The 13655-nt window shown below is 72.1% G+C and carries 13 protein-coding genes; 8 read left to right on the forward strand and 5 right to left on the reverse strand.

Going from position 1 to position 13655, the window contains the following annotated elements:
* The first annotated feature begins 73 nt into the window (after window positions 1-73).
* From FHX31_RS21130 to FHX31_RS21140, 3 genes are all read left to right on the forward strand, one after another.
* A complete protein-coding gene (locus FHX31_RS21130; protein ID WP_013285106.1) occupies window positions 74-283 on the forward strand; it encodes a hypothetical protein in 210 nt (69 codons plus the stop codon).
* A 13-nt stretch (window positions 284-296) separates the two neighbouring features.
* Complete coding sequence (locus FHX31_RS21135; RefSeq protein WP_162881521.1) at window positions 297-461, forward strand: hypothetical protein; 165 nt, start codon at window positions 297-299, stop codon at window positions 459-461.
* A 156-nt stretch (window positions 462-617) separates the two neighbouring features.
* Window positions 618-1424, forward strand: a complete 807-nt coding sequence (locus tag FHX31_RS21140; RefSeq protein ID WP_184977065.1) for an aminoglycoside adenylyltransferase domain-containing protein — start codon at window positions 618-620, stop codon at window positions 1422-1424.
* Window positions 1425-1533: 109 nt separating this feature from the next.
* On the opposite strand, the gene FHX31_RS21145 is transcribed toward FHX31_RS21140, so the two are convergent.
* Window positions 1534-2388, reverse strand: a complete 855-nt coding sequence (locus FHX31_RS21145; protein WP_184977839.1) for an aldo/keto reductase — start codon at window positions 2386-2388, stop codon at window positions 1534-1536.
* 96 nt (window positions 2389-2484) lie between these two features.
* Here FHX31_RS21145 and FHX31_RS21150 point away from each other — a divergent pair, with 96 nt between their 5' ends.
* Complete coding sequence (locus tag FHX31_RS21150; protein WP_047890939.1) at window positions 2485-2898, forward strand: nuclear transport factor 2 family protein; 414 nt, start codon at window positions 2485-2487, stop codon at window positions 2896-2898.
* Between the two features lie 38 nt (window positions 2899-2936).
* On the opposite strand, the gene FHX31_RS21155 is transcribed toward FHX31_RS21150, so the two are convergent.
* The 3 genes from FHX31_RS21155 to FHX31_RS21165 form a co-directional block, all read right to left on the reverse strand.
* A complete protein-coding gene (locus FHX31_RS21155) occupies window positions 2937-3914 on the reverse strand; it encodes a phosphotransferase family protein (protein ID WP_145752552.1) in 978 nt (325 codons plus the stop codon).
* 93 nt (window positions 3915-4007) lie between these two features.
* On the reverse strand, window positions 4008-6479 hold the full coding sequence (locus tag FHX31_RS21160) for an ABC transporter permease (RefSeq protein WP_184977066.1): 2472 nt from the start codon (window positions 6477-6479) through the stop codon (window positions 4008-4010).
* Entirely contained in the window at window positions 6476-7237 is a 762-nt protein-coding gene (locus FHX31_RS21165) for an ABC transporter ATP-binding protein (RefSeq protein ID WP_184977067.1), read from the reverse strand. Before FHX31_RS21165 ends, FHX31_RS21160 begins: the two co-directional genes overlap by 4 nt.
* Window positions 7238-7507: 270 nt before the next feature.
* Between FHX31_RS21165 and FHX31_RS21170 the strand changes: the two genes are divergently transcribed.
* The gene (locus FHX31_RS21170; protein WP_184977068.1) at window positions 7508-8611 is read left to right on the forward strand and encodes an FUSC family protein; all 1104 of its coding nucleotides are present in this window, start codon (window positions 7508-7510) and stop codon (window positions 8609-8611) included.
* Between the two features lie 20 nt (window positions 8612-8631).
* Here FHX31_RS21170 and FHX31_RS21175 read toward each other — a convergent pair whose 3' ends face one another.
* The gene (locus FHX31_RS21175; protein WP_091329231.1) at window positions 8632-9705 is read right to left on the reverse strand and encodes an XdhC family protein; all 1074 of its coding nucleotides are present in this window, start codon (window positions 9703-9705) and stop codon (window positions 8632-8634) included.
* 116 nt (window positions 9706-9821) lie between these two features.
* On the opposite strand from FHX31_RS21175, the gene FHX31_RS21180 reads away from it, so the two are divergent.
* Genes FHX31_RS21180 through FHX31_RS21190 form a run of 3 tightly spaced genes read left to right on the forward strand, consistent with a single transcriptional unit; the run spans window position 9822 to window position 13632 of the window.
* On the forward strand, window positions 9822-10694 hold the full coding sequence (locus FHX31_RS21180) for an FAD binding domain-containing protein (RefSeq protein WP_123109534.1): 873 nt from the start codon (window positions 9822-9824) through the stop codon (window positions 10692-10694).
* Between the two features lie 2 nt (window positions 10695-10696).
* Window positions 10697-11245: a (2Fe-2S)-binding protein gene (locus FHX31_RS21185; RefSeq protein WP_013285096.1), complete on the forward strand. Its 549-nt coding sequence runs from the start codon at window positions 10697-10699 to the stop codon at window positions 11243-11245.
* A complete protein-coding gene (locus tag FHX31_RS21190; protein WP_123109533.1) occupies window positions 11242-13632 on the forward strand; it encodes an aerobic carbon-monoxide dehydrogenase large subunit in 2391 nt (796 codons plus the stop codon). Before FHX31_RS21185 ends, FHX31_RS21190 begins: the two co-directional genes overlap by 4 nt.
* The last annotated feature ends 23 nt before the right edge of the window (window positions 13633-13655 follow it).

The raw sequence follows: 13655 nt of genomic DNA on the forward strand, positions 1-13655 counted from the left end.
ATCCGGAGGCGGACGGAGCAGCCCCTGAGCTTCACCACGCCGAAGCTGGCCCGCACGCCGTAGCGTCGACGGCATGAGAACGATTGTGGTGTCGCTCGCGGTGGCCGCGGTGGTGTTGCTCGCGCTCGTCGTCTTCGTCGCCCGGCGCGACCGGTCGAGGCGCCCGTCGGACGAGGACTCGGCTGCGGTCCGCCGGGCCGCCGCCGACCAGCACCGGCACGACGCGCAGCGGCAGGCCACATCGGGTCTCGCGGAGCGGCACCGCAACCCGCCGAGCACGTAGGCGCGACCGGCGCATGCGGTTGCGCGTACAGCCGCTGCTTCTGCCCGCCGGAGAGCCGCCGGCGCTGCGCGCCGAGCAGCTCCCGCAGCTTCCCGTTGTCGTGTTGCGGTTCGATGCCGACCATCTCGCCCTGCTCGACGGCGAAGCTGACGCCGTCCACAGCGGTGTGCTCGCGTAGCGCTTGAGGAGGCTGTCCACCTCGATGACTGCCATGGCAGAAGCGTGCCGTCCGAGGTGGTTGATGCCGGGGTCAGCCGAGCCTCGGCGTACTGCCGGCGTGGGCGGGTCGACTTACTCGATGGCGGCCAGGCGGGCCGCGGCGCAGGATCACCTGGTGGTCCCACCTGACATGGTTCTCTCCGATCTCCGCGAGGCGTGGCGCCGGGCGCTGGCCGGCAGGCTCCTGGGCCTGTACCTGCACGGCTCGCTGGTGGCAGGCGACTTCGCCGTGAACCGCAGCGACCTCGACCTGCTCGCGGTGCTCACCGACGATCCGGACGAGAAGCTCCTCGACGTACTCGCCGAACTGCATTCCGACCTCGACCGGCGGCACCCGCAGTGGGCCGGCCGGATCGAGGTGGAGTACGTGTCACTGGACGCGGTGCGCGCCGATCCCGGCCGGGATCACGTGATCGCCCGGATCAGTCCCGGCGAGTCGTTGCACCTGTTGCCCGCCACCACCCACCGCGTCGTGACCTGGTCCGCCGTGCACGACCACGGCCGTACGCTGCTGGGACCGCCGGCCGGTGAGCTGCTGCCCGCCGCCGACCCCGGCCTCGTCCGCGCGGCCCTGCTGGACCACGTCCGCGACTGGCCGGCCTGGGTGCTCGAGATGACCCCACCTGGAGCCCAGTCGTACGCGGTGCTCACGCTCTGCCGGGCCTTCCAGCGCCTGCGCCATGGCCGGCAACTGTCCAAGCGGCAGGCCGCCGAGCAGACCATCACCGCCTGCCCTCGATGGGCGGACCTCATCGCCTGGGCGCGCGACTGGTGGTACGACTCCGGCCAGGACACCGATCCCGGCCGGTTCGACGAGGTCCGGGCATTCGTGACCGAACTCAGCGCCGCCATCCTGGCCCCGACCGATGGTGGGCAGTGGCGCGAGCTGGACTGCGACGCGGCGACGAAGCAGGCGAGCTAGACGGCCTCCACGGCGATCAGGGCCATCCCGGCCAGGAACGCCGACCTAACCGCTGCCGGCAAAGGGTGAGACCTTCCGTCGAGGGTCGTGGACTCGTGGCAGGGCGCCGCTAGTCGAGCCGGGCCAGTTCCTCGGGGGACAGGCGCAGCGCCCCGGCGGCCAGGTTCTCGACCAGATGGTCGGGGTCGCCCGTACCGGGGATGGCCAGCATGTGCGGCCCGCGGCTGAGGGTCCACGCGATGCGCACCTGCGCCGGCGTCGCCCCGTGCGCCCGGGCGACGGCCGCCACCGCCTCGTTGCCGGCCACGCCACCTGCCTCACGTCCGTCGCCGGCGATCGCGAAGAACGGCACGAAGGCGACGCCCTGCTCCCCGCAGGTGCGCACGAGCTGGTCGTGCACACGTCGGGTGTCGACGCCGTACGGGTTCTGCACGCAGACCACCGGGGCGATCGCCTGTGCCTGCGCGAGGTGCTGCGGACGGATGTTCGACAGGCCGAGATGCCGGATGAGCCCGGCGTCCCGCAGGTCGGCCAGCGCGCCGAAGTGCTCCGCGACCGACTCCAGCCCGTTCTGGCGCAGGTTGACGACGTCCAGGTGGTCACGGCCCAGCTGGCGCAGGTTCTCCTCGACCTGTCCGCGCAGCTGGTCGGGCCGGGCCAGCGGCAGCCACTCGCCGGAGGGGTCGCGGCCCGGCCCGACCTTCGTGGTGATGACCAGTTCGCCGGCGTACGGCGAGAGCGCCGTGTTGATCAGCTCGTTGGCCGACCGCAGTGGCGAGAAGTAGAACGCCGCCGTGTCGATGTGGTTGACGCCGAGCTCGACCGCCCGGCGCAGCACGCCGATGACGCGTTCGCGGTCGCTCGCCACACCGCGGTTGCCGGTCAGGCGCATCGCGCCGAATCCGATCCGGGTGACGGTCAGGTCGCCGAGCGTCCAGGTGCCTGCGGACGCCGCAGTAATCATGTTGGGCACCGGGCGAACCTAGCCATCCCCGCTGACCTGCACAGGCGGTCATCCGCCCGATACCGGTTCCCGGAGATCGCTGTTAGGTTATCTACAGTGAACGACGATGATTTTCCCACGGGGAACGGCGGCGCGGATCTCGCCGGGGTCGAGGGCTTACGCGCCGCTGAACGGCGTCTTCAACGTGCCCAGCTGTCCTCCGACGTCGCGGAGTTGGATCGGCTGATCGACGACCGCCTCGTGTTCACCGGGCCTGACGGCCGTCTCTACTCCAAGCAGGACGACCTGCACGCGCACCGATCCGGCCAGCAGACGATGACCCGGGTCGACGAGGAGGACCTGGCCGTGCTCGCCGTCGGCGGCACCGGGGTGACGTGGTTCCTCGGCACGCTGGAAGGCACCCTTGCCGGCGAGCCGTTCGTCGCCCGGGTCCGCTACACGCGCACATGGATCCTCGACGAGGACGAGGGGTGGCGCCTGCTCGCGGCACACGTCGGTCCGGCCGACTGAGACACCCTCGCGCACGGTCCCGTGGTGCCGGGCTGCCGTCAGATCGCGGCGAGCGCCTTGGTGATGTTCCACTCGGCCAGGTCCAGCATCCACTTCCGATCCGGAAAGTCGGTGTCCGCGATCCGCAGTGGCCCTTCGATCAAGGACAACGTCTGCGCGTATCGGTAGAGCGCCAGCCGGTGGGGGTCTAGAGCGACCGGGCGCAGCGCCGGGTATGTCTCGCCGAAACGCATTTGCAGCCAGGCGTGGTCCCATTCGACGTCGAAGTACGTCAGCCCCTCAAAATCGATCATGACGGCCTCACCGGCCGGTGTGACGAGCACGTGATCCGGGCCGAGTTCGCCGTGCACCAGCCCGTACTCCTCGCGTGGGGTGACCGCGCTCCTGAGGTGGCGTACGTGGGCGGCTACCCGGTGGTGGGCATCGGCCAGCCGGGCGTCGCGGGCCGCTGCCGCGTCGAGGTGGCCGAGCGCGCGGTCGACGATCACGTCCTCGGTGCGTCGCGTCTGTGATGCCTCGCCTCGGGCGATGGCCGCGACCTTTCCGTAGTGCGGCCCGAAGGCCGTGTGCATGCGGCGCAGGGCGTCACCGAGCGCGGACAGCGGCGTGACGGCAGCGGCCGGATCGTGTTCCACCAACGCCTCCAGCCGCAGCGCGCCCGCGTCCTCGACAAGCGCGATGTCGGCGTCGAGGTGACTGCCGTCCCGGTCGATCATCAACAGATGCGGGACACGCACTCCTGCCCCGGTGAGCGCCGCGTGGGCGGCGGCGAAGAGATCCGCACCCGACGCATCAGTGAACGGGTCGTCCGGGACCGCCGGCGACGGCGGCCAGTAGTTCTCGCCCGCGGCCCACACGTACAGCATCACGGTTGTCCGGTCGTCCAGCCGAAGCCGGTAGACGCCCTTCTTGGTGCCGCCCGTCAGCCGGTCCAGGGCAGCGAGCCGCCGGTCCGAGCCGAACTGGTCCGACACCAGGTCGTGCAGGTCATCCGGTTGCAGGAATGTCCGCGTCATGGCCGCCTCTCGTCGGACCGAAGCGGCCAGGCTGCCAGGCCGGGCACCGGCGCACAACCGGGTTGACGCACTGGACCCGCCCCGCCGCCGGTCCTACTCCTTCAGGCCGATGTTGTCGATCGGCGGAGCGCTGAGCAGCCGCCGGACGGGCCACACCGTGCTCACCGACGCCAGCAGTGCCGTACCGCCGAGCACCGCCGCCCACCCGAGCGGCGGCACGTACGGGATCGGGCTGCCGGTCAGTCCGTTGACGATCGCGCTCAGCGTCAGCATCGCGATCGTCGCGCCGATCAGCACCGCCGTGCCGAGCAACCCGGCCTGTTCGGCCTGGACCATCCCGCGGATCTGACGGCGGGTGACCCCGACCAGTTGCAGCAGCGCCAGCTCGCGGCGGCGGGCCAGCGCCGCCATCACCATCGTGGTGGCCGCCGCCAGCGCCGCGTACCCGACCATCACGCCGATCAGCAGCCGGTTCAGCCAGGCGCCGAGCGCCAGATCGGTGCCGAGCAGGCGCGTACGGGTGGCGGCGTCGAGAACCTCGGCGCCGGGCCGCGCCGCCGCCCACGCAGCCAACGCGGTGCCGGCGTCCGGGCCGCCGCGGACCAGGACCTCGTCGACGGTGTTCCCCGCCGTGTGCCCGGCGACCGTCCCGGCAGCCAGGGTGACGTCGCCGAAGCCGAGGCCACGGTCGTAGATCGCGACGACGTCCAACGTGACAGGGGTGCCGTCGCCCAGCCAGAGTTCCGCCTTGTTGCCGACGTCCCAGCCGGACGACGACGCCTGCGTCGTGGACAGGGCGACGGTGCCGGCGCGCAGGTCGGCCAGGGTGCCCTTGCGCACGGCGAGGTCCATCGTCGACGTGACGCCCGCCGGGTCGACGGACTGCGCGCCGACCGGCTCGATGCCGCCGAGCGCCCGCACCACGACCTGGGTGCGGCGTACCCCGGTGGCCGCCTGCACCCCGTCCAGCTCGCGGATCTCCCCCGCCGCGTCCGCGGGCAGTCCACCCGGAGCGACGAGCACCCGCTCGGCGAGTGTTCCCGCGCTGCTCTGCGTGGTGGTCTGCCGTTCCAGGTTGTTCTGCAGGAACCAGACCGAACCGCCGAACCCGACGGACAGCACGAGGGCGGTCAGGACCGTCGCCATGCCCTGCGCGTTGGCCCGCAGGTTGGCCGCAGCCAGGTATCCGCCGGCCCGCCAGATCCGCGGCAGCACCGGGGTGAGCAGGCGTGCCGCGTACGCGTTGATCATCGGTGCGAGCAGCGCCACCGCGATGACGAACAGGTAGAGCATGCCGACCGCGCCGGCCAGCGCCCCGGCCGACCCGGCGGCGCCGAGCGTGAACGCCCCGGAGCTGCCGGCCGCCATCAGCGTCAGCACGCCGGCGATCAGCCGTACCGGGCCGCTGCGCCGGGGTTCGACAGCGATCTCGCCGAGCGCCTCGATCGGTTTGATGGCGGTGACCCGGCGTGCGGCGATCAGCGCGGCGACCACCGCCACGAGGACCGCCGTACCGATGGCGGCGGGCACCGCGAACAGACCGCCCACCATCGGGAAGCCGGCCGGCACGAACCCCCGCCCGACCAGTTCGCCGTGCACCCAGCGGGCCGCCAGCAGGCCGGCCGGGCCGCCGATCGCGGAGCCGGCCAGGGCGAGCAGCGTGGCCTCGGCGACCAGCATGCGGCGCACCTGCCCCGGCGTGGCGGCGACCGCGCGCAGCAACGCCAGGTCACGCCGACGGTGCCGGACGGACAGCCCGATGGTGCCGGCCACCACGAACACGATCAGCAGGACGACGTACCCCCCGAAGGCCGACCCGGCCTCGACCAGCAACCTCTGTGCGGCCTGGTTCTCCGGCTGCTCGGCCTTCCCGCGGTCCTTTCCGGCGTACGCCGTGGCACCGGCCGCCGACGCGATCTCCCGCACCGCGCCGAGGTCGGCGCCGGGCGCCGTCCGTACGCCGATCGCGTCCACCCGGCCCGGGTGCGCGGACAAGCGGGCGGCCTGCGCGTCGGTGAAGAACACCGCCGCCGAACCGGTCTCGGCGGTTCCGCTCACCCGGTACGACCGGCTGATCCCGCCGACGACCAGCTCGATGCGGTCGCCGGGCGTCACGCCGAGCCGGGTGTCGGCCACCACCTCGTCGTCGTTGCGGGGCGCGGCACCGGCGGCGAGGGAACGGCCGGTGAAGGCGTAGGTGTCCCAGCCGTGGCCCACGGCCGCGGGTGAGCCGATCAGCACCGCGTGGTCGCCGGTGACTGCCGTGACGCCCGGCACCCGGCTGATCCGGTCCACGAGGTCGGCGTCCACGGTGCCGCCCTCGGGCAGCGTCACGGTGCTCGTGGTGGTGTCACCGTCGAACTCGCGGAACGTGTGGCTGATCGTGCGGTTGGCGACGACCACGTCGGCGCTCGCCCAGAGCCGCGGCTCCGGGCGGAACCGCAGCCCTGACTCGACGAGCGTGCCCATCGCCACCAGGATCAGCACGCCGGCGATCAGGGCCAGCAGGGTCGCGGCGGCGGGGCCGGTGCGGTGCCGCAGCAGGCGGGCGGCGAGGCCGGTCATCGGAGGACCCGCCCGTCCAGCGAGGCCAGGTGCTCGGCGATACGGACGGCTCCGAGCTGCGGGAGGTCGGCGACCATCGCACCGTCGGCCAGCACGAGCACCCGATCCGCGTACGACGCGGCGATCGGGTCGTGGGTCACCATCACCACCGTCTGCCCGTGCTCGTCCACGACCGCGCGCAACAGCGTCAGCACCTCCGCCGCGGTCCGCGAGTCGAGGGCGCCGGTGGGCTCGTCCGAGAAGATCACCTCGGGGCGGGTGGCCAGCGCACGGGCGATCGCCACCCGCTGCTGCTGGCCGCCGGACAGCGCCGCCGGCCGGTGGTGCAGCCGGTCGGCGAGGCCGACCCGCTCGACCACGTGGGTCAGCCAGGCCCGGTCCGGGCGGACGCCGGCCAGACGCAGGGGCAGCACGATGTTCTCCTCGACGGTGAGCGCGCCGATCAGGTTGAACGCCTGGAAGACGAACCCGATCCGGGTACGACGCAGCTCGGTCAGGCGCGTCTCGGACAGCCCGGACAGGTCGGTGCCGCCGAGGATCACCCGACCGCTCGTGGGGCGGTCGAGCCCGGCCGCGATCTGCAACAGCGTGCTCTTGCCGGAGCCCGAGGGGCCCATCACCGCGGTGAAGGTCCCCCGGCCGAAGCCGACATCGACGCCCGCGAGCGCGGTCACCTGGTTGCGGCCGGCGCCGTACACGCGGGTGAGTTGTTCGACACGTACCGCCGGTTCGATGGTGCGTCCCGGATGGTCCGGCATTCTGGTGGCCTCTCTCCGTGTCATCGGCAGGAACTGCGCGCACCAGAAACGCTATTGACCTGGAGGAACGGCGACCATCCAGCGGGCTGCCCGATCCGGGTACAGCAGGCGCTACCACCGGCCCGGGCGCTCGCCTGCCGGCACGTCGTCCGTTCCACCTGCCGCCCGCCACCCGAGCGATTGAGCAGGTCACAGCCGGGGTAGTGGGCCTCCTCGCGGAAGATCGATCGGCGGCCGGTCCCGGCCTGCCCGGCGAGAGGGGTACCACCGGTGCGGACCTGGGTACGCGACGCCGTCGCGCGGTTGCGCGGTGACGGGATGACAGTGGTCGAGCTGACCGCCGCCGCTGTGGTCGCGTGGATCGTGGCGGCGGTGGTGATCCGGCACCCGGACCCGTTCTTCGCGCCGACCGCCGCGCTCGTCGTGCTCGGCGAGTCCCGCGGGCGACGGCTGCGGCAGACCGTCGAGATCCTGTTCGCCGTGGCGGCCGCCGTGCTCGTCGCGGAGCTGCTGGTGTACGCGCTGGGCCCGGGCACCGAGACGGTCCTGCTGGTGCTGCTGCTGACCACCACGACGCTCGTGGTGATCGGGGCCCGCCGGGCCCTGGTCGTGCAGGCCACCGTCTCGGCCATGTACCTGGTCGTGGTCTCCGCGCCGAACGGGACGCTGATGCCGTTCCGCTTCGTCGACGCGCTCATCGGCGGCGCCGTGGCGCTTGCCGCCAGCCAGCTGATGGCCGCCCGTGACCCGCTGGCACCACTGGTGGCCCAGGCCCGGCGCAGCTACACCGACCTGGCCGACCTGCTCGACCAGGTCAACGCGGCGCTGCGGGGCTGCGACGAGGACGCCGCCGGCGCCGCGCTGGACCGGGCGCGGCAGGTGGACGACTGCGTCGCCGAGATGCAGGCCGCGGTGCTCGCCACCGGTGAGACGCTGCGGCTGGGACTGCGCCGCCGGCACCTGGGCAAGCTCGTCGAGGTGGAGGCCACGCTGCGGCAGCTCGACTACGCCGCCCGCAACATCCGGGTGCTGGCCCGGGCCGGTGTGACCCTGACCCGCCGGCACACCGCCACGCCGCCGGAGCTGGCCGCCGCGATCGGCGCGCTGACCTCCGCCGTACGGTCGGCTGGTGAGGCCATGGCTCACGACCTCACCGGCGCCGACGCCGACCGGCACGCGCAGCGGGCCGACGCGGCGGCGCTGGAGGCGGTCCGGATCGCCGCGGGCCTGCTGCGGACCGATCCGCCGCTGCCGGTCACCATGATCGTCGGGCAGATCCGGGCGACAGCGATCGACCTGCTGCGCGGTGTCGGCCACGACGACGTGGCGGTGCTGGACCGGGTGGACGAGGCGCTCGGCCTGAGCCGGGGGTGACACGTCCGCCGCTGGTCCGCTCAGCGGTGGTGGATCGGGGTGTCGAGGTCCGTCAGCCGCCGGCCGGACCCTCCCGCGGCCAGGGCGACGAACTCGGCGGCGATCGCCACGGCTGTCTCCTCCGGCGTACGCGCCCCCAGGTCGAGTCCGATCGGTGAGGAGAGCCGGGCGAGGGCGGCCTCGTCCACACCCGTCTCGCGCAGGCGGCGCAGCCGGTCGGCGTGGGTGCGGCGGCTGCCCATCGCGCCGATGTAGCGGGCCGGGGTGCGCAGGGCGACCTCGAGCAGCGGGACGTCGAACTTCGGGTCGTGGGTGAGGACGCAGAGCACCGTCCGCTCATCGACTGCCGTCGACTCCAGGTACGTGTGCGGCCACTGGACGACGAGGTCGTCGGCATCGGGGAAGCGCTTGCGGGTGGCGAACACCGGACGGGCGTCGCACACCGTGACGTGATAGCCGAGGAAGCGGCCGATCCGGGCCACCGCGACGGCGAAGTCGATCGCGCCGAAGACGATCATCCGTGGTGGCGGCAGGTACGACTGGACGAAGACGGACACCTCGTCGTGCCGCTGCTGCCCGCGCGTACCGAGTCGAACGGTTCCGGTGGTGCCGAGGGCGAGCATGCCCTCGGCCTGCCGCGCCACCGCACGGTCCAGGTCGGCGTCGCCGAGGGTGCCGGCCACCCGGTCGGGCCAGACCACCATCTGGGCCGTCCCGGCCGACGCCGTCGCCACCGGCGCACCCGCGCGGATCGCGGCGAGCACCGCGTCCGGCTCGGTCAGGACGACGTCCGGCTGGACCAGGACCTCGATGGTGCCGCCGCAGGTCAGGCCCACCTCGAAGGCGTCGTCGTCGCCGACACCGTACGTCTCGGTGCGTGCCTGGCCGGTGCGTATGGCCTCCTGGCAGAGTTCGTACACCGCGCCCTCGACGCAACCTCCCGAGATGCTGCCGACGACCTCACCGTCGGCGCAGACCGCCATGGCCGCGCCCGGCGGTCTGGGCGCCGACTTCCAGGTCCGCACGACTGTCGCGACGGCGAACCGGACGCCTGCGGCACGCCACGCGGTCAACCCGTCGACGATGTCTCGCATTGCCGCACGATCCGTGAGCAGCAGCGGCACCGTCAACGCCGACCTAAGGACTTGCTTAGGTCGGCGTTGACTTCCGCGGGCACCGGCACCACATTGACGACTTCCGGAGGTGCGACATGCAGGTGCCGGCCCCGTTCGAGTACGAACGAGCAACCAGTGTGGACCATGCCATCAGCCTGATGGAACGGCTGGGCAGCACGTCCCGGCTGATCGCCGGCGGGCACAGCCTGCTGCCGATGATGAAGCTGCGGCTGGCCAGTTTCGACTATCTCATCGACATCAACGATCTCCACGACGAGCTCGGCTACATCGAGGCGGGCCCGGACGAGCTGCGTATCGGTGCGCTGACCCGGCATCGGGAACTGCTCGAGTCCGCCACCCTGACGGCGGCCTTCCCGATCTTCGCCGACGCCGAACGGGTGATCGCCGATCCGGTGGTGCGCAACCGGGGCACACTGGGCGGCTCCCTGTGCCAGGCGGACCCGTCGGAGGATCTGTCCGCGGTCTGCACCGCCCTGGACGCGAGCTGCGTGATCCGTGGGCCGGGCGGCGCCGAGCGGGTGGTGTCCATGGAGGAGTTCCACGTCGGGCCGTACGAGACGGCCGTCGGCGACGGGGAGATCCTGGTCGAGATCCGGCTGCCGGTGCGGCCCGGCTGCGGCAGCGCCTACGAGAAGGTGGAGCGCCGGGCCGGCGACTGGGCGGTGGTCTCGGCGGGCGCCGCGGTCTGGCTCGACGGCGGCGTGATCTCCGACGCCCGGGTCGGACTGGCCGCTGTGGGTCCGAACACCACCGGCATCCCGGAGATCTCCTCGGCGCTGCGCGGGCAGGAGCCCGGCGAGAGCCTCTTCGCGCAGGCCGGCGCGATCGCCGCGCGCAGCTGCGATCCGGCCACCGACCAGCGGGGCAGCGCGGACTACAAGCGGCACCTGGCCGACGAGCTGACCAGACGGACCCTGCGCCGGGCCGTGGAACGGGCGAGGAGCTGAGCATGCAGGTCACCATGACCGTCAACGACGTCGAGGTCACCCGGGAGATCGAGGGCCGCCTGCTGCTTGTGCACTTCCTGCGCGACGTGCTGGGCCTGACCGGAACGCACGCGGGGTGCGACACCAGCAACTGCGGCACCTGCGTCGTCTGGCTCGACGGCGAGCCGGTGAAGTCGTGCACCGTGCTGGCCGCGATGGCCGGCGGACACCAGGTGCGTACCGTCGAGGGCCTGGCGAAGGGCGCGGAGCTCGACCCGGTCCAGCAGGGCTTCATCCAGTGCCACGGCCTGCAGTGCGGCTTCTGCACGCCCGGCATGATGATGACGGCTCGCGCGCTGCTGAACCGCAACCCGGACCCGACCGAGGCGGAGATCCGTGAAGCGATCTCCGGTCAGATCTGCCGCTGTACGGGCTACGCCACCATCGTGCGCTCGGTGCGCTGGGCCGCCGTGCACGAGGCGAACGCGGCCGCCGCGGTCACCGAGACCACCGAATCACGCGAAGCCGGCGAGATCGACAACGCCGGCCGGCCCGCCGGGAGCGTCGTATGACGACTGTGCACGAGCGCGTGGACACCTTCCACGACAACGACCAGAAGCCGGTGGGCTACGGCCGCATGCTGCGGAAGGAGGATCCGCGGTTCGTACGCGGCCGGGGCCGGTTCGTCGACGACGTCCGGCTGCCCGGCATGCTGCACCTGGCCATCCTCCGCTCGCCGGTGGCCCACGCGCGGATCCTGAGCATCGACACGAGCGCCGCCGAGGCCTCACCCGGCGTCAAGGCTGTCGTGACCGGGGCGATGCTGGCCGAGCAGGGCCTGGCCTGGATGCCGACGCTCTCCAACGACGTGCAGGCCGTGCTCGCCACCGACAAGGTGCGCTTCCAGGGCCAGGAGGTGGCGTTCGTCGTCGCCGAGGACAAGTACGCGGCGCGGGACGCGCTGGAGCTGATCGACGTCGAGTACGACGTCCTCGATCCGGTCGTCGACGCCCGCCGCGCGCTCGAACCGGGCGCCCCGGTGATCCGCGACGATCTCGACGGCAAGACCGACAACCACTGCTTCGACTGGGAGACCGGTGACGAGGCGGCCACCGCGGCCGTGTTCGCCCGCGCGGACGTCGTGGTGAGCCAGGACCTGGTCTATCCGCGGGTGCACCCCGCGCCGATGGAGACCTGCGGGGCGCTCGCCGACTTCGACCCCGTCGACGGCAAGCTGCGCCTCTGGTCCACCACGCAGGCGCCACACGCGCATCGCACCCTCTACGCCTTGGTGGCGGGTATCCCCGAGCACAAGATCCAGGTGATCTCGCCGGACATCGGCGGCGGCTTCGGCAACAAGGTGCCGATCTATCCGGGATACGTCTGCGCGATCGTCGCGTCGATCGTCACCGGGAAGCCGGTGAAGTGGATGGAGGACCGCTTCGAGAACCTGATCAGCACCGGCTTCGCCCGCGACTACATCATGCGTGGTGAGATCGCAGCGACACGTGACGGCCGGATCCTGGCCATCCGCACCAACGTCCTCGCCGACCACGGCGCCTTCAACGGCACCGCCGCGCCGGTGAAGTACCCGGCCGGCTTCTTCGGGGTGTTCACCGGCAGCTACGACATCGAGGCCGCGTACTGCAAGATGACGGCGGTCTTCACGAACAAGGCGCCGGGCGGTGTGGCGTACGCCTGTTCGTTCCGCATCACCGAGGCCGTCTACCTCGTCGAGCGGATCGTCGACTGCCTCGCCGACGAGCTGGGCATGGACCCGGCCGAGTTGCGGCTGAAGAACTTCATCCGCCCGGAGCAGTTCCCCTACACGACGAAGACCGGCTGGGTGTACGACTCCGGCGACTACGAGCCGACCATGCGGCTGGCGATGGAGATGGCCGGCTACGCCGACCTGCGGCGCGAGCAGCAGGAGAAGCGGGCCCGGGGCGAGTTGATGGGCATCGGCGTCGCGTTCTTCACCGAGGCCGTCGGCGCCGGCCCGCGCAAGAACATGGACATCCTCGGCCTGGGCATGGCCGACGGCTGTGAGCTGCGCGTGCACCCGACCGGCAAGGCAGTGGTCCGGCTCAGCGTGCAGTCCCAGGGCCAGGGACACGAGACGACGTTCGCGCAGATCGTCGCCGAGGAGATCGGCATCCCGCCGGACGACATCGACGTGGTGCACGGCGACACCGACAACACGCCGTTCGGTCTCGGCACGTACGGCAGCCGGTCCACACCCGTCTCCGGTGCCGCGGCGGCCCTGGTCGCCCGCAAGGTCCGCGACAAGGCCAAGATCATCGCCTCCGGCATGCTGGAGGTCTCGGTGGCCGACCTGGAGTGGGACAAGGGTTCCTTCCGGGTCAAGGGCGACCCGGGCAGGAGCGTGACCATCCAGGACATCGCGATGCGGGCGCACGGCGCCGGCGACCTGCCCGAGGGCGTCGAGGGCGGGTTGGAGGCGCAGATCTGCTACAACCCGTCGAACCTGACGTATCCGCACGGGGCGTACATCTGCGTGGTGGACATCGACCCCGGCACCGCGCAGGTCAAGGTGCGGCGGTTCATCGCCGTCGACGACTGCGGCACCCGGATCAACCCGATGATCATCGAGGGGCAGGTGCACGGCGGTCTGGCCGACGGAGTCGGCATGGCCCTGATGGAGATGATCGCGTTCGACGAGGACGGCAACTGCCTCGGCGCGTCGCTCATGGACTACCTGATCCCCACCGCGCTGGAGGTGCCCGACTGGGAGACCGGCTTCACCGTCACCCCGTCCCCGCACCACCCGATCGGCGCGAAGGGCGTGGGCGAGTCGGCCACCGTCGGCTCTCCGCCGGCGATCGTCAACGCGGTCGTCGACGCCCTCGAACCCTTCGGCGTACGGCATGCCGACATGCCGTTGACGCCGTCGCGCGTCTGGGACGCGATGCGCGGCAACGCCCGCCCGCCGATCTAGGGGAGGTGGCCCCGTGACGACTA

This window comes from Micromonospora sp. CNZ286, assembly GCF_014207755.1.